General features: G+C 61.9%; 20 protein-coding genes and 2 pseudogenes. 13 read left to right on the top strand and 9 right to left on the bottom strand.

The window, feature by feature from the left end; genetic code table 11:
• The first annotated feature begins 21 nt into the window (after nt 1–21).
• The 4 genes from ACSQ83_RS18230 to ACSQ83_RS18245 all read left to right on the top strand — a co-directional run bounded on the left by ACSQ83_RS18230 (nt 22) and on the right by ACSQ83_RS18245 (nt 4250).
• Complete coding sequence (locus ACSQ83_RS18230) at nt 22–1026, top strand: 2-keto-3-deoxygluconate permease (protein ID WP_436229109.1); 1005 nt, start codon at nt 22–24, stop codon at nt 1024–1026.
• Nucleotides 1023–2303, top strand: coding sequence for a four-carbon acid sugar kinase family protein (locus ACSQ83_RS18235; RefSeq protein ID WP_436229110.1), 1281 nt, complete (start codon nt 1023–1025; stop codon nt 2301–2303). The genes ACSQ83_RS18230 and ACSQ83_RS18235 overlap by 4 nt, the downstream gene beginning before the upstream one ends.
• Before the next feature lie 73 nt (nt 2304–2376).
• Nucleotides 2377–3378, top strand: coding sequence for a 4-hydroxythreonine-4-phosphate dehydrogenase PdxA (gene pdxA / locus ACSQ83_RS18240; protein ID WP_436229111.1), 1002 nt, complete (start codon nt 2377–2379; stop codon nt 3376–3378).
• Nucleotides 3379–3464: 86 nt separating this feature from the next.
• Nucleotides 3465–4250, top strand: a complete 786-nt coding sequence (locus tag ACSQ83_RS18245; RefSeq protein WP_436229112.1) for a DeoR/GlpR family DNA-binding transcription regulator — start codon at nt 3465–3467, stop codon at nt 4248–4250.
• A 16-nt stretch (nt 4251–4266) separates the two neighbouring features.
• On the opposite strand, the gene ACSQ83_RS18250 is transcribed toward ACSQ83_RS18245, so the two are convergent.
• From ACSQ83_RS18250 to ACSQ83_RS18265, 4 genes are all read right to left on the bottom strand, one after another.
• A complete protein-coding gene (locus ACSQ83_RS18250; RefSeq protein WP_436229113.1) occupies nt 4267–5631 on the bottom strand; it encodes an RNA polymerase sigma factor in 1365 nt (454 codons plus the stop codon).
• Entirely contained in the window at nt 5574–5993 is a 420-nt protein-coding gene (locus ACSQ83_RS18255) for a VOC family protein (protein WP_436229114.1), read from the bottom strand. The genes ACSQ83_RS18250 and ACSQ83_RS18255 overlap by 58 nt, the downstream gene beginning before the upstream one ends.
• Nucleotides 5994–6072: 79 nt before the next feature.
• The gene (locus ACSQ83_RS18260) at nt 6073–6489 is read right to left on the bottom strand and encodes a YciI family protein (protein ID WP_414953308.1); all 417 of its coding nucleotides are present in this window, start codon (nt 6487–6489) and stop codon (nt 6073–6075) included.
• A gap of 145 nt (nt 6490–6634) precedes the next feature.
• Nucleotides 6635–6982, bottom strand: coding sequence for a YciI family protein (locus tag ACSQ83_RS18265; protein WP_436229115.1), 348 nt, complete (start codon nt 6980–6982; stop codon nt 6635–6637).
• 147 nt (nt 6983–7129) lie between these two features.
• Between ACSQ83_RS18265 and ACSQ83_RS18270 the strand changes: the two genes are divergently transcribed.
• The 8 genes from ACSQ83_RS18270 to ACSQ83_RS18305 all read left to right on the top strand — a co-directional run bounded on the left by ACSQ83_RS18270 (nt 7130) and on the right by ACSQ83_RS18305 (nt 21395).
• Nucleotides 7130–7561, top strand: a complete 432-nt coding sequence (locus ACSQ83_RS18270) for a YqaA family protein (RefSeq protein WP_436229116.1) — start codon at nt 7130–7132, stop codon at nt 7559–7561.
• Nucleotides 7562–8171: 610 nt separating this feature from the next.
• Nucleotides 8172–8627 (top strand): cellulose biosynthesis protein BcsD, encoded by a 456-nt coding sequence (gene bcsD, locus ACSQ83_RS18275; RefSeq protein WP_414953310.1) that lies wholly within the window; start codon nt 8172–8174, stop codon nt 8625–8627.
• A 259-nt stretch (nt 8628–8886) separates the two neighbouring features.
• Nucleotides 8887–9786 (top strand): cellulose biosynthesis protein BcsP, encoded by a 900-nt coding sequence (gene bcsP, locus ACSQ83_RS18280; protein ID WP_414953311.1) that lies wholly within the window; start codon nt 8887–8889, stop codon nt 9784–9786.
• Nucleotides 9783–10571 carry a cellulose biosynthesis protein BcsQ gene (bcsQ, locus tag ACSQ83_RS18285; RefSeq protein ID WP_414953312.1) on the top strand — a complete coding sequence of 263 codons (789 nt, stop codon included), beginning with the start codon at nt 9783–9785 and terminating at the stop codon, nt 10569–10571. Before bcsP ends, bcsQ begins: the two co-directional genes overlap by 4 nt.
• On the top strand, nt 10517–12778 hold the full coding sequence (bcsA, locus tag ACSQ83_RS18290; RefSeq protein ID WP_436229117.1) for a UDP-forming cellulose synthase catalytic subunit: 2262 nt from the start codon (nt 10517–10519) through the stop codon (nt 12776–12778). Before bcsQ ends, bcsA begins: the two co-directional genes overlap by 55 nt.
• Before the next feature lies 1 nt (nt 12779).
• Nucleotides 12780–15386, top strand: coding sequence for a cellulose biosynthesis cyclic di-GMP-binding regulatory protein BcsB (gene bcsB / locus ACSQ83_RS18295; RefSeq protein ID WP_436229118.1), 2607 nt, complete (start codon nt 12780–12782; stop codon nt 15384–15386).
• A 1-nt stretch (nt 15387) separates the two neighbouring features.
• Nucleotides 15388–16590 carry a cellulose synthase complex periplasmic endoglucanase BcsZ gene (bcsZ, locus tag ACSQ83_RS18300; protein ID WP_436229119.1) on the top strand — a complete coding sequence of 401 codons (1203 nt, stop codon included), beginning with the start codon at nt 15388–15390 and terminating at the stop codon, nt 16588–16590.
• Entirely contained in the window at nt 16584–21395 is a 4812-nt protein-coding gene (locus ACSQ83_RS18305; RefSeq protein WP_436229120.1) for a cellulose synthase subunit BcsC-related outer membrane protein, read from the top strand. Before bcsZ ends, ACSQ83_RS18305 begins: the two co-directional genes overlap by 7 nt.
• Before the next feature lie 133 nt (nt 21396–21528).
• Here the strand turns inward: ACSQ83_RS18305 and ACSQ83_RS18310 are convergent, their stop codons facing one another.
• Nucleotides 21529–22281, bottom strand: coding sequence for an SDR family oxidoreductase (locus ACSQ83_RS18310; protein WP_436229121.1), 753 nt, complete (start codon nt 22279–22281; stop codon nt 21529–21531).
• 61 nt (nt 22282–22342) lie between these two features.
• A pseudogene (locus tag ACSQ83_RS18315) lies at nt 22343–22840 on the bottom strand (NmrA family transcriptional regulator); the annotation flags it as partial.
• A 137-nt stretch (nt 22841–22977) separates the two neighbouring features.
• Here ACSQ83_RS18315 and ACSQ83_RS18320 point away from each other — a divergent pair.
• The gene (locus ACSQ83_RS18320) at nt 22978–24354 is read left to right on the top strand and encodes an IS4 family transposase (protein WP_414966601.1); all 1377 of its coding nucleotides are present in this window, start codon (nt 22978–22980) and stop codon (nt 24352–24354) included.
• Nucleotides 24355–24365: 11 nt separating this feature from the next.
• Here the strand turns inward: ACSQ83_RS18320 and ACSQ83_RS18325 are convergent.
• The 3 genes and pseudogenes from ACSQ83_RS18325 to ACSQ83_RS18335 all read right to left on the bottom strand — a co-directional run.
• Nucleotides 24366–24746, bottom strand: a pseudogene (locus tag ACSQ83_RS18325) (NAD(P)H-binding protein); the annotation flags it as partial.
• Nucleotides 24747–24996: 250 nt separating this feature from the next.
• Entirely contained in the window at nt 24997–25275 is a 279-nt protein-coding gene (locus ACSQ83_RS18330; protein ID WP_414953319.1) for a type II toxin-antitoxin system RelE/ParE family toxin, read from the bottom strand.
• On the bottom strand, nt 25272–25502 hold the full coding sequence (locus tag ACSQ83_RS18335; protein ID WP_436229122.1) for a ParD-like family protein: 231 nt from the start codon (nt 25500–25502) through the stop codon (nt 25272–25274). The genes ACSQ83_RS18330 and ACSQ83_RS18335 overlap by 4 nt, the downstream gene beginning before the upstream one ends.
• Nucleotides 25503–25776: the final 274 nt, after the last annotated feature.

A 25776-nucleotide genomic window follows, 5' to 3' on the forward strand; every position in this document is an offset into this window, starting at 1 on the left:
CTCGTCAAACAGGAGACCCGTATGGCCCAGCTTCCCATCAAGCGCTCAATCGAGCGTGTTCCCGGCGGCATGATGATCGTGCCTTTGCTCATCGGCTCGCTGGTCGCGACGTTCCTGCCCGGCATGCCGAAATTCTTTGGGTCGTTCACCAGCGCGCTGTTCACTGGCGCGTTGCCGATCCTTGCCGTGTTCTATGTATGTATGGGTGCAAGCATCGACGTCAAGGCGACCCCGTATCTGCTGAAGAAAGGCGGCGCGCTGTTCGCGGCGAAGATCGGCTCGGCGATTGTCGTCGGCATCGTGATGGGGCATTTTCTTGGGGAGCAACCCGTCTCGTCGGGCCTGTTCGCGGGCATCTCGACGCTTGCCGTCGTGGCCGCGATGAACGATACCAACGGCGGCCTCTACATGGCGTTGATGGGGCAATACGGGCGTTCCGAAGATGTGGGCGCGTACACCATCATGTCGCTGGAATCGGGACCGTTCCTGACCATGGTCACGCTCGGTGTGGCGGGACTTTCCGCGTTTCCGTGGCCGACACTTGTGGGCAGTATCCTGCCGCTCGCGGTTGGCATGCTGCTCGGTAACCTGGATCGCGAAATGCGCGACTTCCTTGCGCGCGCGGTGCCGGTGATGATCCCGTTCTTCGCGCTTGCGCTGGGCGCGAGTCTGGACTTGCACAAGGTATGGCAAGCAGGCTTGCTTGGCATTGGACTGGGACTGGCCGTGGTGGTCCTGACAGGAATTCCCCTCTATTTCACGGATCGCCTGTCGGGCGGCACGGGCGTGGCCGGCGTGGCGGCAGCCAATACGGCCGGGAATGCGGCGGCGGTTCCCGCGCTGATCGCGGCGGCGAATCCGGTCTACGCGGAGGCCGCAAAAAGCGCGACACTGCTGGTCGCGGCGTGCGTGGTGGTGACTGCTATTGTGTCGCCCATCCTGACGGCGGCCGTGGCGAAACGCGTGAACGCGCGAACCGAAGCGCGCCGCTCCGTGCAGAAAGTCCCGAACGAGGCCACCCGATGAACACCCGCAGCATGCTGATCGTCGCCGACGATCTCTCCGGCGCAGCCGATTGCGCCATCGCGTTTGCGGGTGCGGGACGCCGCACGGTCGTGACGCTCGATACATCGGCGGAGGCAGACGATGTCGATGTCATCGCCGCCGACACCGACACGCGCCGTCTCTCACCGCAGGACGCAGCGCGGCACACCGCCGATGCGTTCAACGCGCTGAACGCGCCGGGCCGGCGTGTGTACAAGAAAATCGATTCGACATTGCGCGGCAACTGGGCAGCTGAAGTCGCCGCGTTGCAACCGCTCGCTGGAGTGGCGATTGTCGCGCCCTCGTTTCCCGCGACCGGGCGCACGCTGCACCAGGCCCGCGTGCTGGTGCATGGCGAGCCGCTGGAAAACACGGACACGTGGAAGCTCGAAAACGCCGGCAGGCCGGCGAATGTCCAGGCGATGCTGGAGGAAGCGGGCTTGCGCTGCGAGTCCATCGATGTAGAGACTTTGCGCGGCGATATCAATGCGCTGCGGGAAAGGATCAAGGCAACGTCAGCGCAAGCGCTGATTGTCGATGCCCATACCGGCGATGACCTCAAGCGCCTCGCGCAAACCACCGCGCAACTTGACCCGCGCGAGCATCCGATGTTCTGGGTTGGATCGGGAGGACTTGCGCGCGAACTGGCATCGCTGCCCGATCTGTTCGATATCGAGCCGCGCGAAGCGCTCGTCCACGAGAAGCAAGAAGGCGCGATTTTGATCCTGGTCGGCAGCCTGTCGGCCGTATCCGAGCGCCAATGCGCGATGTTGCGCGAGCGCGCACGCGTGAGTGAATTGATCGTGCCACCAGAGGTCTTGCGCGTGGGCAGCGAGCACGCGGACTGGCGTGCGTGGCAAATGAAGATTGGCGACTTTCTCGAACGGCATCTCGACTTGCTCGTGCGCATTGGCCGCGACGACGCGTTCGATCCATCGGAAGGCGCGCATCTTTCTACTGCACTCGCCGCGCTGGTGACGCCGCATTTCAGGCATGTCGGCGGCTTGATTGCAACCGGCGGCGAAACCGCCCGCGCGATGTTGAGCGCAGCCGGCATCAGCAGTCTTGATTTGCTGGCCGAAGTTGAAGCAGGCGTGGCAGTAGCGCGGCCTTGCGCGCCGCACCCGGCACGCCCCGCCATTGTCACCAAGGCAGGCGCATTCGGCAGCGAACACGCGCTGTTCGGCGCGTGGGAGCATTTACAAAGACTCCCACTGCCAACATTGCGAACGACCGGCGCGGCCACCAACACACATTAACGCCACTGAGCGCAAACACAGCATTTACGACGCCTCAGCGCGCCCCACTTTATATGGAGTTTAACTAATCATCATGAGCAACACTCTCCCCGTAATCGGCATCACGATGGGCGATGCCTCCGGCGTCGGTCCTGAGATCGTCGTCAAGAGTCTTACGCATAAAGTGGTCTACGAGCAGTGCCGTCCGCTCGTGATCGGCGACGCACGCCGCCTCGAGCAAGCCAACGAGCTCGTGCACGGCACCGCTAAAATTCGCCGCATCAAGGACGCGACGCAAGCGCAGTATGAAGCGGGCGTCATCGACTGTATCGACTTGAACCTGATCCCCGACGACCTTCCCTTCGGGCAGCTCTCGGCGGTGGCCGGCGATGCCGCGTATCAATACATAGCGCGTGCCGTCGAGCTGGCGCAATCGCAGCAGATCGACGCAATCTGCACCGCGCCGCTCAACAAGGAAGCGCTGCACGCAGGCGGTCATAAGTATCCCGGCCACACCGAAATGCTCGCGCATCTGACAGGCGTGGAGGAAGTCTCGATGATGCTGGTCGCGCCGCAATTGCGCGTGATTCATGTGACGACGCATATTGGCATCATCGATGCAATCAGGAAGATCGAGCCTGGTCTCGTGCAGCGCACGATCGAACGCGGCAACGCGACGCTGGTGAAAGCGGGCATTGCGAAGCCGCGTATTGGCGTGTGCGGCATCAATCCGCATGCGGGCGAAAACGGCTTGTTCGGTTACGGCGAGGAAGAAGAGAAGATCATCCCGGCTATCAAGATCCTGCAGGAACGTGGACTCGATGTCACCGGTCCGCTGCCCGCCGACACGCTCTTTTTCCGTGCCGGCCGCGGCGACTTCGATCTCGTGGTCGCGATGTATCACGATCAGGGACATGGTCCGGTCAAGGTGCTCGGGCTCGAAGCGGGCGTGAATGTGACGGTTGGGCTGGAAGTGATCCGCACGTCGGTGGATCATGGGACGGCGTTTGATATTGCGGGTAAAGGTATCGCCGATGAACGCAGCCTGCTTGAAGCGCTGCGCCAGGGCGCGGAACTCGCGACCCGGCGCGGGTGAGTGGATGAGCGGATCGGCGGATCGGTGGATCAACATGCGCGCTCGTGTAACATCGGCGGCCTTGTTCCCCGCATGAGTATTCACCGATGAAAGCAGCCGACCGCCACCGCGCCATCCTCGATCTCGTCCTCACACGCGACGCCAACGTAGAGCAGTTGAGCGAGGCGCTGGGGGTATCGGAGGCAACGGTGCGGCGCGACCTCACCATGCTCGCGAAGGAGCGCCGCCTCGTGCGCACGTATGGCGGCGCGACGGCGCTGGTCGGTGCGCATGAACCGGAAGCGTCGCTGGAGGAACGCAAGTCGACGCAGCGCGAACAGAAGGAAGCAATTGCGCAAGCTGCGGCGCTGCATGTGAAAGATGGCGACACGGTGCTGCTCGATGGCGGTACGACTTGCGCCGCGCTTGCGCGTCATTTGAGTGCGCATCGGGATTTGCATGTGGTGACCAATAACCTCCTTGCAGTGATGACGCTGGCCAATGTGCCGGGCATGCGAATCACGCTGATCGGGGGCGATCTGCGGGCATCGAGTATGAGCACGCTTGGGCCGTTGGCCGAACTCGTGCTGAGCCGTTTGAGCGTGGATCTCGCGTTTCTCGGGGCAGATGGCGTGGCGGCGGATTTTGGCTTGTGCGAGGCCAGCGCGGAACAGGCTTATCTGAAGGATTGCATCATTCGCCGCGCGGCAGGTGTTGTGGTGCTAGCCGATGCCGATAAGCTCGGGCGCGCACGGCAACAGCATTGGACGCCGCTTGAGAGGGATTGGCGCCTGATCACCACCACCCTCGCCGATGACATCAGGCTGGCGCCGTTCCGGGCGCTGGAACGGGTCGTGGTTGAAGTTGCGCCTATGGGGGTGGAGGAGGTTTGATCGGGCGTTAACCGCCTCATTCCCTCACCCCCTTCATCTCCGCCGCCCGATCGAGCAACAACTCCTTCTCCCGCGCATTGCGTGTCATTGCCGCGGCCTTCTCAAACTCCGCCCTTGCCTCCTCCAGACGGCCCAGCTTCGCCAGCAAGTCACCGCGCACGCTCGGCAGCCAGTGATAGTTCTTCAGCAGTGCGTTCGATCTGAGCTCATCGACAATCGCAAGCCCTGCCGCCGGACCAAACGCCATGCCCACCGCCACCGCGCGATTGAGTTCTACCACAGGCGACGGCGCCACCATCACAAGTGCATCGTATAGCGCGACAATCTGCACCCAATCCGTGTCCTCTGCCCGCCGCGCACGCGCATGACACGCCGCGAGCGCACCTTGCAGCGCATAAGGCCCACGCGCGCCGTTCAGCGTCTCCGATCGCTCCAATGCTGCAAGCCCGCGACGGATCAGCAACGGGTCCCATCGGCTGCGATCCTGGTCCATCAGCAAGACCGGCCGGCCGTTTGCATCGGTGCGAGCATGCGTGCGGGACGCCTGTATCTCCATCAATGCAACCAGCCCGAATACGTCGCTCTCGTCAGGCGTCAAACCCGCGAGAATCCGCCCGAGACGCAACGCATCGTCGCAAAGCGATGGCCGCATCCAGTCATCGCCCGCTGTCGCCGAATACCCTTCGTTGAAGATCAGGTAAATCACTTCCAGCACCGATGCCAACCGTGCCGCCCGCGCATCGGCCTTCGGCACTTCGAACGGCACGCGCGCCGCCGACAACGTCCGCTTCGCCCGCACAATACGCTGCGCGATGGTCGGCTCAGGCTGCAGGAACGCGCGCGCAATCTCGTCCGTGGTCAGCCCGCCGAGCAGCCGCAACGTCAGCGCAACCCGGGCATCGACGGACAGCACCGGATGACACGCGGTGAACACGAGGCGCAGCAAGTCGTCGCCAATATCGTCCTCACGCGCGGCATCCAGCGCATCCACGAAATCCGGCGTGACGTGCTCCTCGCGCGCATCCATGTCGAGTCCCAGCTCCTCGTGCTTGCGGGCGTGCAGCGCATCCTGCCTCAAACGATCGAGCGCACGATGCTTCGCCGTGGTCATGAGCCACGCGCCCGGGTTGTCCGGCACGCCATCCACACGCCAATGCTCAAGTGCCGCGATCAGCGCGTCCTGCGCAAACTCCTCGGCAAGCGACACGTCGCGCACCATCCGCGCCACGACCGCGATCACCTTCGCCGATTCCATCCGCCACACCGCCTCTATCGCACGATGCGTGGCCAGTTCCTGGCTGCCGGACTCGCCGGAAGGTCCACTCACGAGGCGCTCGCCGCGTGCGGGTCCGCGTTCGGGTCCATGTACACGAATTCCCATGAGTGGCCGTCGAGGTCGTCGAATCCGTGGCCATACATCAACCCAAGATCTTGAACCGGCCGCGGCGTCGTGCCGCCCGCACGGACGGCCTTGGCGACGATTTCATCGACTTCGGCACGGCTCTCGCACGACAGGCACGTGAGCGCTTCGACCTGCTCTCTCGGGTCGATGATGGTCTTCGATGTGAAGGTCTGGAAGAAGGGCTTGACCAGCAGCATCGCGAAGAGGTTTTCGCCGAGGATCAGGCACGCGCCCTGGTCGTTGCTGAACGTTGGGTTGAAGCTGAAGCCAAGCGCGTTGAAAAATGCGCGCGCTTTCGGCAGGTCCGCCACTGCCAGGTTGATGAAGATCTGCTTATGCATTTTTTATTGCCCTTCAAAACTTGGATGTGCCGGCGCCGGCCGGATTGTCAGAAACTGCATTCAATGGTTCAAGCCATTTTTAACCGCGCCGCGCTGCTTCAAATTCGCGGATACGCTCGACTGATTCGCCCGAGCCGAAATCGTCCAGTTCAAGCAACTGCCGCACTTCGATCTCGCTGCTTTCATGCGCGCCCATCGGCGGAGGGAAACGACGCGCCCATTCGACCGCTTCCTCGCGTGAGCGCACCTGAATCAGCGTGTAGCCCGCGACCAGTTCTCTGGTCTCCGGGAACGGCCCATCGACTACGGTTCGACGGCCATCTTCATAACGCACGCGCCAGCCTTTGGCGCTCGGCTGGAGACCGTTCGCATCGAGTAGCACGCCGGCTTTCGCCAGTTCTTCGTGGTAGGCCGCCATCGCGCCGATCAGCGCTTGCTCGGGAAGCACACCTGCTTCGCTTTTTTCGGTCGCCTTGACCAGGATGATGAATCGCATCGTCGTTCTCCTCGTGGTGTGCAAACGAGAATGCTGGTCGCGCTCTCATTCCCACGACGAACCACGCCCGGAGAAATCGACAATTTTTAGTTAGCCGAGGGTTAACGCGCACGAAGCCGAGACGTTCGAAGCCGGCGTAAAACGATCACTCCCAACAGGGACCGATCTTGCGCACCTCGACCTCGCACCATTCGGCAGCCGGGCACGCCGATGCAATCTCGATGGCCTCTTCCTTCGTCGCGCAATCGAGCATGTAGAACCCGCCGATCATCTCCTTGGCCTCGACGAACGGACCGTCGATCAGGCTAGCCTGGCCGTCGCGTTTCTTGACGCGCACACCGCCGGTTGCAAGCGATTCACTCGCGATCAGCAAGCCACGCTCTTTCAGTCCCGCGCCGAACTCGACCATGCTCTCGTAGAGCAGCTTGCCTTCGGCTTGCGAGCGTTCGGCCCGCTGTCCAACAGGTTCGGCGATGAGCAGCATATAAGACATGACATCTCCTGAATTGAGGTTTCAACCGCCCTTCACGGTATCAACTGTGGATGAAGCTTTCAATCCCCCATGCACCATCGCCAAACGGGGCATCGGAGAAAAACAGCTAAGCTGTCGCCCTCTTTCACGGTTGCCCGCATTTCTCTCATGGTTAATTTATCGGTATATGGCGGGCTGTTCGCGGTCGCGCTGGTCGCGGCGACACTTTTCCCGCTTCAGTCCGAGGCGCTGCTGGCTGGTTTGCTGATCGCCGGCAAGCAGCCGGTCTGGATGCTCGTCGCGGTGGCGAGCGTCGGGAATGTGGTGGGGTCGACGATCAACTGGGCAATGGGACGGTCGATCGAAAAACTACGCGAGCGCCGCTGGTTCCCGACCAAGCCGCGCGCGCTCGAGCGCGCGGAAAACTGGTACCGGCGCTTCGGGCGCTGGACACTGCTATTAAGCTGGACGCCGGTGATCGGCGATCCCTTGACCATGATCGCCGGCGTCCTGCGTGAACCTTTGTGGTCGTTTTTGCTGATCGTCGCCATTGCGAAGACGGCGCGGTATGTCGTGATTGCCGCGTTGGTGACCATGTAACGCTATTTGCTGCAGATATATTTCATCAGAGGAAATCGATCGCAACAAGTGTATCCCAATCACTACGCGATCCTGAATAAAAGTCTCACACGCCCCTTCCCGCTCAACCGCCTCCGTCAAATCTCACCGTCCGGCTCACGCGGCAATTTCTGCGGGCCTTTCAGTTTCTACATCCAGACCACGCGATGTCCGTTCCCAGAAACGGGAAACCGCCCCCAAAAAAGAAACACCAAGAAGCTCGAATTTCGGTGCCACCGCGTATGCAATATCACCGGTCGGTCAAGTCCCATCAACTTCGCGACACAAGCGTGAGGCGCAAGATTAAACTGACGAATAAATAAGCGGATTAAACGTTTGCGCTAATGGTTGTGGTACTACATAACATGGACATAGCGGATTTATTGCCCTCTGTTTGGGGCTTTAACCACAGAACTATTTGCTAATGTGCGTTATGTGGCAAAAACAAATCGCCTTGAAGTAGACTCCCGGCTGAAAGGCAAGCGGTATCAGTACTATTGTCCATCGCACGGCGTCGCAGAGTAAATACTACTGATTTCCCCGCATCGCTATTTTCGCGCTCATTTAGCTGGAAGCTTTCCTCTCTAACAATATGGCCATGACCCTCGACTACCTGCTGGATCGGCAAATTTCCTCGCAATGGCGTGGCGTGCTGGTCGCACTGGCCGAAGAATTCGATACCCAGATCGGCCGCGACGAGTTGCGCCAGTTAATGCAACGCGTAGGACGCCGTTTTGCAGCTGCTCATCCGCTGCCGCCCTGCGCTACCACGCCCGAACTCGGCGCTGCGTTGAATGCTATTTGGAACGACGCCGACTGGGGATTTGTCGAGGTAAGTGACGAGCCGGATTATCTGCGTATCGTTCATTGCTGTCCCCCATTGCTCGCATTCGGCGCGAATGCCCTTCCCTGGAGCCCCGCGTTTCTCGAAGGCGCATATCAGGAGTGGTTGAGCGCGCTTGGCGCGCAGGGCTTATCTGTCGTGCAAGCCGGCGAGTTCGACGAAAGTGCTGCAGTCGAATTCAGACTCGGCCGTTATAGCAACTGAAAGCAACCGAGAAGGAAACCAGGGGCACGTCCAGCCTCGCGAATCTAAGCTAAGCGCTGATCTAAAAGCTCAGCCAAGCGAACCTGAAGCGGGACCGGACATTCTGTTGGCGTTTACGAATGCAGTACAGGTCCGGCACCGGATCAAGCAGTCAACCAGGCATTGCCCGCATCAGCGTGCAAAAGCGCGCGAGACGTCACTGGCCAGTGGTCGTCGAGGCAAGGCCCAAAGTACAACCGAGAGTACGAGGACGCAGCACATGAACCCTTCGCGCGATATTGAGAAGCTGTTCGATAAATTTGGCGGCGATGCCGGCAACTACCAGGAAATCGGCCGCGAAAACGAAGCCGTCCACGCCCGCACGCGCTGGCCATTGCTCGCGACCCTTGACCTCTCGCAGCCAACGATCCCGGACATCGCGCCCCGCCGCGATGCTCACCTGCCCCAGACGCACGATCGCTCCGGCGAATATCGCAACGTCCCGAACAGCCTGACGCAACCGCCGGGCACGACGTCGGTCAACCACGGCAAACCGCCGCTCTTTGCGCGCGCGCATCGGAAGACGGTTCCGCCTGTCGCCAATGTCACACTGCCGGCCGCGCCGGTCGGCGCAGCGCGTTTCTCGGCGCTGGTAGACGCTATCGAAGAAACATCGAACGCCGTGGAAACCGAGGCGGTGCCCCCAGTGGCCGCTCAACCGCAGCAGCCGGCACGACTGCCGCAGCCGCTGTTCCGGCCGTTCCACACGCAACAAGAGCAACACCTGCCGCAGTCTCAACAACCGCAACCGCGTACGCAACCGCTCGCCACGCCAGCGTCTGCGGCGCCTGTGGTGTCTGCGAACGCGCCCACCCAGCCGACGGGTTTCGCAGCAGCACTGCATCGTTCGAATAGTTCTGCAAAAGCGCTGTCGTTGCCGCGCGTGCAGCCGGCCGAAGCAGCGCCAGCGCCTGAAGCAAAGAACCCGTCGATCCTCGGCAAGCTGTTCCGTCCGCAAGTGCACGCTCAACCTGTGCCGCAGGCAAACGCATCGCCGGATTCATTGGAGTCGATGTTCCAGCGCCTGCGCGGACCTGCAGCTTCAAACTCAACTTCTGCCCCAGCTCCCGTCAACTCGGGCGCGGCTTCGTGGCTCGCCAAGCGCAACTCATCCTCATGAAAGTCATCACCGTCGTCTCTGCCAAAGGCGGTGTTGGTAAAACCACGCTCGCGGCAAATCTTGCCTCGGTGCTCGCTGCACGCGGGCGGCGCGTAATCGCGCTCGACCTCGATCCGCAGAACGCGCTGCGCCTGCATTTCGGCATTCCGCTTGACAGCATCGACGGAATTTCGCGCGCCACCCTCGCCGGTGAAGCGTGGCAGACCGTCATGTTCGACGGCGTCGACGGCGTCACGGTCCTGCCCTACGGCGCAGTGGTGGAAGATGATCGACGCCGCTTCGAAGCGCACATCGACCGCGACCCGCAATGGCTCGTGCAATCGCTTGAAAGGCTCGGACTCGATGCTGCGGATATCGTGATAGTCGATACCCCGCCCGGTTCGTCCGTCTATACGCGCACGGCGCTATGCGCGTCGAATTTTGCGTTGAACGTCGTGCTTGCCGATGCCGCTTCGTACGCCGCCATCCCGCAGATGGAACGCATGATCGAGGCCTACGCCACGCCGCGTTCGAATTTCGTGGGCACGGGTTATGTGGTGAACCAGGTCGACCAGTCGCGGCAACTGACGAAGGACGTGCTCAAGGTCTTGCGCAACCTGCTCGGCGACAAGATGTTCCCGGGCGTCATCCACCTTGACGAAGGCGTGAGCGAGTCGCTCGCCTGCGACACCACGCTGATCCATTACGACCCGTTGAGCCAGGCCGCCGCCGATCTGCGCACGTGCGGCGAATGGCTCACCAGCGCGGTCGATTCCAAGCAGCTCTCGCCGAGGAACGTCGCATGAACAAGCCACGCGCACGCGCATTGTCCGAGGCCGACGAAGTTGCGTCGCGGCTGGAGCGTTTTGTCGACTCGGGGATCTGGAGCAGCCGGATCTTTACGGGGCTTCTCACGCTCTTTGCCCTGTTGGCGATGTATTTCGTCTGGACGGTGCCGCTCGAATTCACCCAGCAACTGATTTTCGCGTGCTGCTGTTTCGCTCTCGCCATGGCGTTCCGGCGCCTGCGCGGCCAGTACGCGACGCTCGTCATGATCATGCTGTCTGTGGCGGTCACGGGCCGCTACATGTACTGGCGGCTGACCGAGACAACCTATTGGGAACGTCCGCTCGATGCCGCCTGGGGTCTGCTGCTGGTCGCAGCCGAGGTCTACTCGGCGATCGTGCTGATGCTCGGTTATTTCCAGACCGCCTGGCCGCTGCAGAGAAAGCCGATGCCGTTGCCGGCAAACCGCGATGAATGGCCGACTGTCGACGTCTTCATCCCGACCTATAACGAGCCGCTCGGCGTGGTGAAGCCGACTATCTACGCGGCGCTTGCGATCGACTATCCGGCGGACAAGATATCGATTCATGTCCTCGATGACGGCCGCCGTCCCGAGTTCAAGGCGTTCTGCGAAGAAGTCGGCGTTACCTGGACCATCCGCACGCACAACCGGCATGCGAAGGCCGGCAATATCAATGAAGCGCTGAAGATCACGAAGGGCGAATATCTCGCCATCTTCGATTGCGACCACATCCCCACACGCTCGTTCCTGCAGATCGGCCTTGGCTGGTTCCTGCGCGACAAGAAGCTGTCGATGCTGCAAACACCGCACCACTTCTTCTCGCCGGATCCGTTCGAACGCAACCTGGGCACCTTCCGCAAGGTGCCCAACGAAGGCGAATTGTTCTACGGGCTGGTGCAGGACGGCAACGACCTCTGGAACGCGACCTTCTTCTGCGGCTCATGCGCGCTGCTGCGCCGGACGATGGTGGAAGAGATTGGCGGCATCGCGGTCGAGACGGTGACGGAAGACGCGCATACGGCGCTCAAACTGCATCGGCTCGGATACACTACGGCGTATCTCGCGATCCCGCAGGCGGCAGGTCTCGCCACTGAAAGTTTGTCCGGCCACATCGGCCAGCGGATTCGCTGGGCGCGCGGCATGACGCAGATATTCCGGATCGATAACCCGCTCACGGGCAAGGGCCTGAAGATCGGTCAGCGGCTCTGTTACCTGAACGGGATGATGCACTTCTTCTACGGCATCCCGCGCCTCGTGTTCCTGACCGCGCCGCTGTCGTACCTGTTTTTCGGGGCGCACGTGATCCACGCGGCGGCCGGCACGATCGCCATCTTCGCGCTGCCGCACATGATGCACGCAAGCATCACGAACTCGCGCATGCAGCGCTCGTTCCGGCATTCGTTCTGGGCTGAAGTGTATGAGTCCGTGCTGGCGTCGTACATCACCGCGCCTACCCTGCTCGCGCTGATCAACCCGAAGCTCGGCAAGTTCAACGTGACGGCGAAGGGCGGCCAGATATCGAAGGATTATTTCGACTACGCGATCTCGCGTCCGTACCTGATCCTGCTGGTGCTGAACCTGCTCGGGTTTATCGCGGGGCTCGTGAACATCTACCTGCACTGGGACGTAAAGAGCGAAGTGAACACGGTCTTGCTGAACCTCGCGTGGACCACCTACAACATGCTGATCCTGGGCGCGAGCGTGGCGGCTGCAAGTGAACGCCGGCAAGTGCGTACGACGCATCGCGTGGAAATGAAGATGCCCGTGATGCTCAAGTTCTCCACCGGCCGGACTCTCGCCTGCGAGACCATGGACTACTCGGAAGGCGGCGTGGGCGTGAAGTTGCCGGGCGACCTGACCGTGCCGCTGCACGAGAAAGTCACCGTCTCGCTATTTCGTGGCGATGAGGAATATGCGTTCCCTGCGACCGTCGGCTTTACCGCAGTCGGGCGCGTCGGGCTGCGCTTTTCCGCCCTCACGCGCGAGCAGGAATTCGAGTTCGTGAAGACCACCTTCGCCCGCGCCGATGCCTGGACCAACTGGTCTGAAGGACGCACTCCGGACGCACCGCTGCGCGGCTTGCGGCATGTGCTGGTAGTGGGCATGGGCGGTATCGGCGCGTTGTTCGAACATCTTTTCATCGACGCACGGAACTGGCTGACGACCCGTTCACCCGACGTTAAAAAACTGAAGACAAAAGACTGACATGGGTAAGGGAATTTCGATGCTGCGCCCGGGCAATGGACGAGCAGGACAAGGCGAACCGGACACGACAGTTTTTACGCCGTTCAGCGCCCGCCCCATTCCCCGCGCCCTGATGCGCAGCCTCGCTTGCTGGATGGCTTTGCAAACCGCACTGGCCGCGCCGCTGGCGTCGCTGGCAAGCGCGGCGTCGGCTGCTACGTCGGCCACTGCGTCGGCTGCTGCGTCGATCAATGCCGCGACCAGCGCGTCCGCAACCGGCGTGGGCTCTGTACCGCCCCCCGGCCCCGCTACGCCGTTCAACCGGGCAACGATCGATCAACCGCAACTCGCCGTGCCCGTGCCGGCGTTTGCACAGGCTGCCTCGGGTGCGTCAGGCGCGTCAGGTTCGTCGGCTGCGCCTGCCGTCCGCACGCTTGCCTCCAGGACGCCGACCACGGCCGAGCCCGGCTTGCTGGTGCCCGGCGGCCGCCGCCAGACGCTCACGTTCTCCGACCTTGGCGCGCTCGATCCGCTGCAACTGCGTGGCACGGACGGCCAGAACGGCGTGCCGTTCTCGGTCCGCAGCGACGAAGTCGTGACCGGTGCAGTGCTGCACCTGATCTACAGTTATTCGCCTGCGCTGCTGCCGTCGATCTCGCAACTCAAGCTGCTGGTCAACGGCGAAGTCGCCGCCACGCTGCCCGTACCGCGCGAACAGGCCGGCATCCTCGTTGCACGCGATGTGTCCATCGACCCGCGCTTCATCACCGAATTCAATCACTTGAACGTGCAGTTGATCGGCCACTACACGCAGCAATGCGAGGACCCGTCGAACTCAACGCTATGGGCAACCGTCAGCAACGCGAGCTCGCTCGACCTCACGTATGCATCGCTTGACAGCAAGCCCGACCTCGCCGCTTTGCCCGCGCCTTTCTTCGATCGTCGCGATGTACGCCGCCTCGAACTGCCGTTCGTGTTCGCACAAAAACCCAGCGCGGCCACGCTCGAAGCAGCGGGCGCGGTGGCGTCGTGGTTCGGCTCGCTCAGCGGATATCGTGGCGCCGTGTTTCCGGCGCAGATCGACAACGTGCCGCTGTCCGGCAATGCCGTGGTGTTCGCCACCAGCGACCAGCACCCGGCCGGCGTGAAGGTCCCCGATATCACCGGCCCGACCATTGCCGTGGTGGATCGCGCGACTGATCCCAATTCGCCGTCGCGTGGCCGCTTGCTGCTCGTGATGGGCCGCAACGACGCCGAGCTGAAGACCGCCGCAAAGGCGCTCGGCATCGGCCAGAACACACTGTCCGGCACGACCGCGACAATCACGCGACTGAACGACTTCGCGCCGCGCAAACCCTATGACGCGCCGAACTGGCTGCCGACCGACCGGCCGGTGCGTTTCGGCGAATTGGCAGAAGCACGCGATCTGTCGGTGTCGGGTTATAACGCCGACGCCGTGCGTGTGAACATGCGCGTGCCGCCCGATCTCTTCATGTGGCAAACGAAGGGCGTGCCGATCGATTTGGGGTATCGATACACCGTGCGTCCCACGCTCGACCGGTCCACGCTGAACATCAACGTGAACGATGGTTTCGTGCAGTCGCTGCGCATTCCGGCAGTGGCCACGTCGACCTTCGATCTCGGCCGCTATTTCAATCAGGTGATGCCCGACAAGACGGCCGCCGCGCGTCACGAGATCTACCTGCCGCCGCTGCTGCTCACGCCGCGTTCGCAGTTGCGCCTGCACTTCTACTACGACTATCCGAAGACCGGCGAATGCCAGGGCCGCGTACTGGATAACGTGGTGGGTTCCATCGATCCGAATTCGACCATCGACCTGTCGGGATTCCCGCACTACATGGCGCTGCCCGACCTCGCGGCTTTTGCTAACGGGGGTTTCCCGTTCACGCGCATGGCCGATCTTTCGGAAACGGCGGTCATCATGCCGAACGACCCGACCTCGGCCGACTTCAGCCTGTACTTGCTGGAGATGGGACGCATGGGGGCATCGACGGGATATCCGGTGACCGGCGTGACCGTGGCCCAACCGGACCAGATCGACAATCTCGCCGATAAAGACCTGCTGATCCTCGGCTCGCCCGGGCGTCAGCCGCTGCTGCAAACCTGGGCGAAGCAGATGCCGTTCTCAGGCGACGGCGATTCACGCAACTTCGAACTCTCCGACGTCGCGTTCAAGGTCGTCGACTGGTGGCACGGCCCGCATGGCGTGGAACGCCTGCCGGCGCGCGCGGACTTGTCGCTTGTCAGCTCCAGCGGCGACGCACTTATCACCGGCTTTGAGTCGCCGCTGAAGCGCAATCGCAGCGCGGTGGCGCTGATCAGCGCGGCCGGACAGTCCGATGCAGACCTGTCAGCCGCCTTGCTCGATAACGACATCCTCCCCGAGATCCAGGGCGCCATGGCCGTGATTCACGGACGCGAAGTGACGGTGACATCGAATGGCCAGGCCTATTACATCGGCCGACTGTCGCCTTTCGAATACATGCGCTGGGCGTTGTCGTCTCATCCGCTCCTGCTGGTGCTTGGCGGCTTGCTCGCAGCCATCATCATCGCGGCATTGTTCTACCGGTCGCTGCGCGCCATTGCCGCGCGCCGTTTGAGGGATTGATATGCGGGCAGGTTTCAGACGTGGATCGAAGACGGCAATTCTGGCGCTGGCGCTGACCGGCATGGGGGCAACTTTCAGCGCCAGCGCGTCTTCAGCCTCCACGCCGCAATGCACCGACTGGACCGCTTATCGCACGTTCACCGCGCGCTTCGTGCAAGCGGACGGCCGCGTGATCGATTACTCCACGCCGGCACAGCAAACGACCTCCGAAGGCCAGTCGTACGCGATGTTCTTTGCGCTCGTCGCGAACGACCGCTCGACCTTCGACCGGCTGCTCGCCTGGACCCGCACAAACCTCGCGGCGAACCAGTTCGAACCGGGCAACGTGCGGTTGCCATCGTGGCAATGGGGCAAGAAGCCTGATGGCTCGTTCGGTGTGCTCGATCCGAATTCCGCCTCCGATTCCGACCTGTGGATCGCCTACGACCTGCTGCAAGCCGGTCGTCTGTGGAATGAGAAAAGTTATACGCAACTGGGCATGGCGCTGGCCGCCCAGATCGTGCGTCATGAAGTGACGAATCTCACGGGCCTTGGACCCATGTTGCTGCCTGGTCCGCAAGGTTTCAAAACCGGCGACGTGACGCGTCTCAATCCAAGCTATTCGCCATTGCCGGTGTTGCGCGGTCTCGCTCGTGAGATGCCCGATGGCCCGTGGAACCAGCTTGCCGAGAATAGCTACAAGCTCATCACGACCACCGCGCCGCACGGTTTTTCGCCTGACTGGGCCGCATACAAGTCGGGGCAGTTCGTCGTCGATCCACAGAATGCCGACACCGGCAGCTACGACGCCATTCGCGTGTATTTGTGGGCTGGGCTGACGTCTAACGCTGATCCGCTGGGCAAACCGTGGCTCGCGGCGCTCGGCGGCATGCGTCAGGTCGTGGCGCAAAACGGCTATCCGCCGGAGCGCGTGAATGTGGCGACAGGCGTGATAAGTGGCGAAGGCCCGCTGAGCTACTGGGCCGCGCTCGCACCGTACTTCAAGACCCTCGGCGATGATCGCGGCCTGGGCCTTGCCCGCACGCATCTCGCGGCGCTCGACGTGCCCGTGGCGAGCTCATCGGGCGTTCCGCCTGCAAATCCCAACCGTGAACCGGTTTATTACGACCGGGTGCTGGGCTTGTTCGGCGCCGGATTTATAGAAGGCCGATACCGTTTCGATGAAGCCGGCCGACTCGTGCCGAGCTGGAGAAGTGCATGTTGAAACGGCCCCTGTTCCCCATGAAATCCCACGCAGGCGCGCGCGCGATCGCGCTGAGCCTCGCGGCAGGTTGTGCTGCCAATGTGCCGCTGACCGCGTTCGCGCAAGCCGCCAGCAGCGCAGCGACTGCGGGCGCCGTGACCGGCAGTGCCGCTGCCAACTCGCCGCTCGGCGTGCTGATCGATCAGGGCCGCTACTGGCAGTCGCATCGCCGGGGCGATCTGGCCGAGCAAGCGTGGCAGAAGGTGCTTCGCATCGACCCGAAGCAACCCGACGCGCTCTACGGCATGGGCATCATCCTCGCGGACCGCAAGGACGGCAGCGGTGCGCAGCAATACTTGCAGCGCCTGCGGGAAGCTGCGCCGCAGTATCCGAATATCGATGAACTCGGCCGGCGGCTCGGTGAAACCAGTCCGCGCGACCAGACCGTAAACGACGCACGGCGACTCGCGCAAAGTGGTCAAAGCGCATCGGCGGTGCAGGAGTATCAGCGCGCGATCAACGGCAAGCCCGCTACACCCGAACTCACGCTCGAGTATTACCAGGCGCTTGCCGCCACGCCGCAAGGCTGGGATCAGGCGCGTCAGGGCCTGACGCAGCTCGCACGCGACAACCCCAACGACCCGCGCTATGCGCTGGCGCTCGCGCAGCACCTGACTTATCGCGACACCACGCGCCGCGACGGCATCGCGCGTCTTGCGCAGTTGAGCAATGACAGCACCGTCGGCGAGCAGGCGAAGAAAAGCTGGCGCCAGGCTCTGCTGTGGCTCGGCGCACGCGCATCCGACGCCCCGCTTTATCAGGCTTATCTGCAGGCATCGCCGGACGATCCTGCGGTCAAAGCGCGTTTCGATTCGATGGTCCAGCAAGACAAGCAGGCTCGCGATCGAGCGCAAGAGAATGCCGCCGTAGATTCGCGCGGCCGCGCAGTTGCCGATGGTTTCGCCGCGCTGGATCGTGGCGATATCGTCACAGCGCGCGCCCGTTTTTCCGCCGTGCTGGCGAATAGTCCAAACGATGGCGATGCGCTCGGCGGCATGGGTATCGCCGCATTGAAACAAGAAAAATTCGATGAAGCGCGCACGTACCTGGAGCGTGCATCGCGTATTAGCAATCCGGCGCGATGGAAGGACGCTCTCACTAGCGCGACCTACTGGAGTTATACGAGCGCGGGGATTGGCGCGCGCAGCAATGGCGAGATCGCGAAAGCGAGGTCGGATTTCGAGCGCGCGATTGCGCTCAATCCATCGGACACGACCGCGCAGACCATGCTCGGCGAAACGCTGCTCAATAGCGGCGACCCGCGCGGCGCGGAACAGGCTTACCGGATGGCGCTGCGCCGTCAGGCCGACAACCCCGACGCAATTCGTGGACTGGTCGGCGCCCTCGCCGCGCAAGGCCGCGGTGACGAGGCGCTTGGCTTTGCGAACCAGTTGAACGCGGAACAGCAGGCGAAGGCTGGTGGCATCAACAAGCTGCGCGGCGAAGCGCAGGCGGCGCAGGCGCGCGCAGCCGAAGCACGCGGTGACCTGGGCACGGCACGCAGTCTTTTCGAAGATGCGTTGCTGAACAATCCCGACGATGTCTGGATGCGCCTCGACCTCGCTCGTATTTACGTGCGCCAAGGGGCGGTCGGCAATGCGCGCAGCATGATGGATGGCTTGCTCGCCACGCACCCCGACATGACCGACGCGCTGTATGCAAGCGCGCTACTCTCGGCGGAGACCCAAGACTGGGCGACGGGGTTATCGCAACTGGAACGCATCCCGGTCAACCAGCGCACGACGGCCATGACGCTGCTGCAACATCGCTTGTGGGTTCATACGCAAGCGGACCTCGCGAACCGGATGTCGCGTGCCGGGCAGACGCAACAAGCCGAGGCGATCCTGCAAGCCGCTACGCCCACTGCTGAGAACAGCCCTGAGTTGATCGGCGTGCTGGCGTCGTCGTATTTGCAGGCGGGTGACACCATGCGCGCGTTGTCGCTGGTGCGCGGCGCAATGGCTGCCGCTCCCGACGATACCGGCCTGCTGCTGCAATACGCAGGTATCCTGACGGCCGTTCCAGTTGCCGCGGGACAAACGAATCCGCAGCAGGAAGCCGAACTGAGTTCCGTCATGCGACGGCTGGCCGCTGCGCAACTCACGCCGCAGCAACGTATCGACTTCAACAATTTGAACATCGGCATTGTGGTGAAACAGGCCGATACCGTGCGTCAGCGCGGGGACCTGGCTAGCGCCTACGATGTGATCGCGCCCTGGCTTTCCGCCATGCCCGATAACCCCGACCTGCAAGCTGCGCTGGCCCGTTTGTACACCTCTGCCGGCGACGACCGCAGCGCACTCGCGAGTTATCGCGCGGCGTTGGCGCGGCGTCCTGACGACATCGACCTGCAGGTTTCAACGATTGGCGCCGCGTCCGGCGCGAGGGAATTTTCATTTGCGGAGGCAACGGCGAATCAGGCGCTGCGCGAGGCTCCCGACGATCCCCGCGTGCTCGCCGCGACCGGCCGCATGTATCACGCCGAGGGCAAGTTGACGCTGGCATCGCGTTATTTGCAGCAGGCATTGATTGCTGCAAATACGCCCGTGCGTCAAACGGTGCGCACAGCCGGCCAGGGCGCGCAGCCCAACGTGCCGCGTGGTTGGGAATCGGCCATGCAGCGCATCGGGTCGATGCCGCTGCCCGGCACGAATCCCTTTGAAGGCAAGACCGCCATCGATACGACAACGAGCCCATCGGGTGCACCGACGGGTCCGCTGAGCGGCCTGTTCTCGCGCTCGACTGCTCCGATGCCCGGATTGCCTGGTGGGTCGTCCTCTGGGTCGTCCTCTTATTCCCAGCCTTCTTCACCGACGCAGAACGTGCCGAACTATTTGCCTCCGCCTCAACCCGCGCCTTATTCGACACCCTATGTTGCACCCTATTCAACGCAGGGGAACCCTGGACGCCCAGTAGCGACAGGCGGTGGATACGGTCCCGATACCTCAGGTTCAAGCCAGTCCGGCGGGCCGGCCGCGGCGCCGCTGCAACCCTATCCGGGGCAAGCGCCGGCTCAGGATCCGGGACAGTATCAGGGGCAATATCAGCCGCAGGGTCAGGCTTATCAGCAGCCGTATCAGCCGCAATATCAGCAGCCTTATCCTGCGCAGAATCAGCAGCAATATCGGCAACCGCAGCAACCGTATCCGGCTCAGTATCAGTCTCAGCAAGCTCAGCAACAGGTCGACCCCGCGATGAGTTCGCCGTGGCCCATGTCGCCCGCTGCGCGCGAAGCGCAAGCGAACGCGCAGCAGCCGCAACCCCGCACCTATTCCAGTGCGGCGGGAACGAAATCGACACGTGCTTCGACACGCAAGCAGGCCACGTCGCGTAACACTCGCCAAGCCGATGAAACGGACTACAGGCAGCAGCCTTATCCGCAGCAACAGCAACAGCAACAGCAGTATGCGCAGCAGGCATACGGGTATCCACAACAGCAGCAACAACAGCAGCCCTACGCGAACCAGGGCTACGGTCAGCCCTACATCCCGCAACCGCCCGCAGGTTATGGCTACGCGCCCGCACAACCGGCACAGGCGTACTCCGGCATGGCGGGCAACAATCCGACGACCGTGGCCAACGCACAAACGCTGGGCGTCGCCGATGAACTCGCGCAAATCAACCGCGCCCGGTCGAGCACGGTGTCGGGCGGCATCATCTTTCGCCAACGCACGGGTGAGGACGGGCTGTCGAACCTGACGGATATCGAAGCGCCGGTTCAGGGTCGCATCGCGGCGGGGAACGGTCATATTGTCGTGACAGCGACGCCGGTAACGTTGGACGCGGGCGATGCCCAATCGACGGCCGACACGCTCAAGCGCTTTGGCTCCGGACAGGCCGCATTGAGTCCGACTTTGATCAACAATTACGGCAACCAAACGGCGACCGGCGTAGGGTTGTCCGTCGGCTACGAAACGAACAGCGTGAAGCTCGATGTCGGCACTACGCCGCTCGGTTTTCGCGAAGAAAACGTGGTCGGCGGCGCACAGTACAACGGCAGCATCACGGACAAGGTTTCGTACTCGATCGCCGTTGCGCGCCGGGCGGTCACCGACAGCTTGCTCTCGTATGCTGGGACGCGCGATCAGGGTCAAAACCTGCAATGGGGCGGTGTCACGTCGAACGGCGGACGCCTGGATCTCGGCTGGGACGACGGAACGAGCGGTGCGTACGTGAACTGGGCGTTCCAGTACTACACCGGCACCAATGTCGCGAGCAACACGGCCGAAAAAGGCGGCGGCGGTTTCTATACGCGCCTGTTCCAGGACGGGAATACCACGCTGACGGCGGGCGTGAACACCACGCTGATGCACTACGACAAGAACCTGTCGTACTTCACCTATGGACAGGGCGGCTACTTCAGCCCGCAGCAGTACATGATCCTGAACCTGCCGGTCGAGTACATGGGCCGCAATGGCCTGTTCACCTACGACCTCAAGGGGTCGATCGGTGTGCAGCACTATCGGCAGGATGCGTCGAATTATTTCCCGATCACTGGCAACATCCAGCCAGGAAGTTCAGGCGCGACCGGAGGGGTCTACGCAAGCAGCAGCAAAACCGGCGTCTCTTATTCGTTCAGCGCGACGGGTGAATATCAACTTGCACCGCAACTTACGGTCGGGGCGACAGCGTCGCTTGGCAACGCGTATCAGTATCGCGAATACCTGGCAGCCGTGTACGTGCGATACAGCTTCACGAAACAAGGCGGCGCAGTGTCCTTCCCTCCGACGGCACTTGCCTCGCCCTATCTGTCGCTGACGAATTGATAAGGTGAGCAATCAGGTGGTTTGAAAAAAAGTGGTTCGGGCGAACTCGCCCCAACCATTTTTTTGTTGCTGCAAACTGGCGGATATTGATTGGCTGCAAGTATCTGCATTACTTAGCCCACACCTTCCTCGCCTAAACCAGCACCGCCCCGCCATCGACCACGACCGTTTGGCCCGTTGCAAACGCACTTTCCATCAGGAACAGATACGCAGCCGCGACATCGCGCGCCTCGCCCACTCGACCGACGGGCAATTGCTTGCCGGCTTGTTCGTACATCGCTTGGCGGTCCTCTTCCGACATGTTCTGCCACAGGTTCGTCGCGATCAGTCCGGGTGACACGGCGTTCACGCGCAACGGCGCCAGTTCGACTGCAAGCGCCCGCGTGAGCGCGTCCATTGCGCCGCAGACACTCGCGCCGAATGCCCAGCCGCCACGCGGACGCAACGCCGCGACGCCTGTTGTCAGCACGATCGAACCGCCTGCCACGATATGCGGCGAAGCGTATTTGACCGCGGCGAGTGCGCCCCAATAGCGGATATCGAAGGCGTGTCTTGCCAGCGACAAATCCGTCGACGCGATCTCACCAAGCCGCAGCGAATCGCCTGCGGTAAACACCAGATGATCGAAGCTACCGATCGCGGTAAAAAATGCTTCGATGGCATGTTCATCGGTGAGATCGAGCGCGTGGCCTTCAGCATTCGCGCCAAGCGCCGTGACCGCAGCGTCGACACGTCCCGCATGGCTCGATGCAATCACGACGTTTGCACCTTCGGCCAGCACACACTCCGCCACCGCATAGCCGATTCCCGATGAACCGCCGAGCACGATCACCTTCTTGCCATCGAGGCGGCCCTTACGGATGGCATCTTCTTGCATGCTGGTCATTGGTTGTACTCCTGAATAACGGTTAATAATCGCAAGCCAGTTGCCGGGCATCAGCGCCGTTCTACGACGCCTTTTCAATCAACGATTGCAACACCGTATCGAGCGGCACACGGCCTTTGCGCACTTCGTTTTCAGCGCCTTCAAAGCAGATCCACTCTTCGTTGAAACCATCGATCATCTGCATGCGCGGCGTCGGGTTTTTCATCCCTTGCGAGCGGAACAAGTCTTCCCAAGTGTCTCGCGGCACGACTGTCATGCTGACGTCGCGGCCGAGCAGACGCGTGAAGCCAGCTGCAATCATGTCAGGCGAAATACGCTGCGGCCCTTCCAGTTCAACGATGGGGTGCCCCGTCCACGATTCACGCAACAACTCCGCTGCGACACGGCCGATATCCGCGGTAGCGACCATAGGCACAGGTTTGTCGAGTGGTTGCAGGAAGCTGGGCACGATGCCTGAATCGCGTGCGGGCGCCACATCCCATGCAGCATTTTCGATAAACCATGCGGCGCGCAGGAAAGCCACGGGCATGGGTAGCGTGCCCAGTTCCTGCTCTAGGATGAATGGCACTTACTTAAGCCTGCAATGGAGGAGAAGACGGTGGTAAGTGCTTGAGGAGAAAGGAAGGCGGCTGATCGATAGATTGATACGATGGTTGTTACCAAGCAAACAGCGTCTCATTCCAAAGATCAGCCACCATGGATCGTAATGCACGCAGTCATCATAGGCAAACACGACGCACCGTTCAAAGCCGTGCGCGCCGCGCACAGGCCGTAGACTACTTCAACATACTGACGAGCCCGCAGCTGCTAGATATAACGGAAGCGTATTTGCCAGAGCATCGAGAACGCCTGTATCCGCCGACGGTGACGCTGTCGATGTTCATGCGTCAGGCGCTGGAAGCGGACGCTTCGTGTCAGAAGGCAGTCAACGGGTGGGCCGCGCAGCGAGCTGCCGACGGGCTGCGGCCCATGAGTGTGCGTACGGGCGGCTACTGCCGCGCTCGCCAGAGACTGCCGCTGACGATGGTGCGGGAGTTGGCGCGTGAGACGGGGCGTCAATTGCACGAGAAGGTCAAGCCGGCCTGGAAGTGGCGCGGGCGCCCAGTCAAGCTGGTTGATGGCACCGGGATCTCGATGCCTGATACGCCGTCGAACCAGGCCCGCTTCCCACAGCCCGGTTCCCAGGCCGAAGGCGTGGGATTTCCGTTAGCCTATCTGGTTGCGGTGATCTGTCTGGCAAGCGGCGCAGTGCTGGAGGCGGCGCTCGGAACTTATGCGGGCAAAGGCAGCGGGGAGCTGGCGGCGTTTCGCATGCTGCAAAGCTCGTTTCGTCGCGGTGACGTGATCGTTGCTGACGCCTTGTACTGCCACTACTTTCTGATGGCCTCAATGATCGCCGCCGGGGTGGATGTCGTGATGGAACAGCATGGGGCGCGCCACACCGACTTTCGGCGCGGCAAGTCGCTGGGCACGCGCGATCACCTTGTGACGTGGCCCAAACCCCAGCAGTGTCCCGCCTGGATGACGCGTGAGCAGTACCAGGCCTTCCCCGATGAACTGACAATGCGCGAGTCCAGGCTGCATCACCAGGTGCTGGTCACCACGATGCTTGATGCACGCAAGACCCGCAAACAGGACCTCTCGCAGTTGTATGCCAGGCGCTGGAACGTGGAACTGGATCTACGTAACATCAAGACAACGATGGGCATGGACGTGCTGCATTGCCAAACGGCCCACATGAACGAGAAGGAGATCTGGGTCCATCTGCTGGCCTACAACGTAATCCGGCTGCTGATGGCCCAAGCCGCCAGCCACTACGCCACGGACCCGAGAGCACTGAGCTTCAAGCACACCGTGCAGCTATGGACTGAATGGCTGGCCAGAGGGCTGACGGCAACGCACGACCAGAGTCTCCTGTTCAGCCTGATCGCACAGTCCCGTGTTGGGAATCGCCCCGGTCGCATCGAACCACGAATGCGTAAACGTAGACCGAAGTCTTATCCATGGCTGAAAGAGCCTCGTCACATCGCTCGCGAGCGCGCCCGAAAATATGGGCACGCTCCTCGGGCTTAAGTAAGTGCCATTCGCTCTAGGATTTGAAGCTGATTCAGCAGGTTCGGCTGCGTGGCCTGTGCGCCGATAGTCGACAGCACGACGACCCTGGACGGTTTGGCGGCTGCGAGTGCAGCCCGCAATGTGGCGATGGTCTTGCGAGCTTCGGGAAAGCCCGGCGTGGGATCGAATGTGGGCGGCAGCAGGACGAATACGCCTTCCGTACCTTCGAATGCGTGCTGCAATGCCTGTTGATCGTTGACGTCGGCGAGTGCGACTTCGCAGCCTTGCTTTGCCCAAGCCTCGCCCTTTGCTGCATCGCGAACGACGGCGCGGACATCGTGCCCGGCGGCTAGCAGCAAACGCGCAACGACACCCCCGACCTGCCCTGTGATTCCAGTCACTGCATACATGGTTTCTTCTCCAGAAAATTAGGCAGCAAGCGCTGCGTTGGAGAGGATTGTGTTGGACGGAACCACGTTTGACGATAGCCCGGATGTCATTTCATTCATGACTTGGGAGCATTGATAGCGGGTGCCTTGATGACCTTCAGGCTGAAGGGAGTCGGTATCCGACATACGTTGTGCGAAGCCCTGCGCGGAGCAACGACGCTCGATGAAGTGAGAATGTCTTGGTCGGCATTGCCCTAATCGTTGAGCAGGCTCACCGCTTTAGATCCCGATAGAAATTCTCGTGCGGGCTGATCGCTTCGAGGTACACCAGTCGCGGTTCGTCGTCGACGGTATAGCCAAGCAAGAACAATTGCCCCTGGCTTCGAAACTTGTACACAAGCAAATCAGCCAGGTCGCCTCGCTTTCGCTCTCCAGCGGCAGGATCGGCCACGACGACCGCCACTGCGGCGTCCACGTCGGCGGCCGCGTTGTCATGGAGTTTTTTGTACTGCCTTGCAAAACGTCTCGTCTGACGGACCGTAAAGCTCATGTGCGGCGGCGACGTGGCACGAACGGTGTGGAGTGTTCGCGCGGCTCGGCCATAGAGATCAGCGACTCGGCAATGAAGGACGCTGGCAGATCCGGGTTATCCAACGCCGCACGTCCGACCTTCGCCCAGAATTCAATCTGACCGGCGATTGATCGGTGTTCTGCCGACGCGTCGGCTTTCGCCTGTTCATACAACTCATCATCAATTCGGACTGGCATACTCATCATGACCTCGATTACTACAAATGTAGCAATCGAATTGTAGCAGAGGCTCAGCGCATTGGGGATCAATGCGTGGGAAGGAGTTGGGAGGAATTCTGCTGCCTCCTATGCGGATTTTTACATCGCCCCCCCTCGTTTTCTCGGAGACTGTCTTTGAGAAAACGCCGATGACGGTCACATAGCCAAAAAGCCGTTCCTGCGTAAGCTGGAACGGCTTCTTTGCCCTGAACGCCCGGCGTGACATCTCCACGCCGGCATCCATCGGTCTATTTACTGCTTC

The sequence above is a fragment of the Caballeronia sp. LjRoot29 genome (genome assembly GCF_964252755.1).
Classification (GTDB): Bacteria; Pseudomonadota; Gammaproteobacteria; order Burkholderiales; family Burkholderiaceae; genus Caballeronia.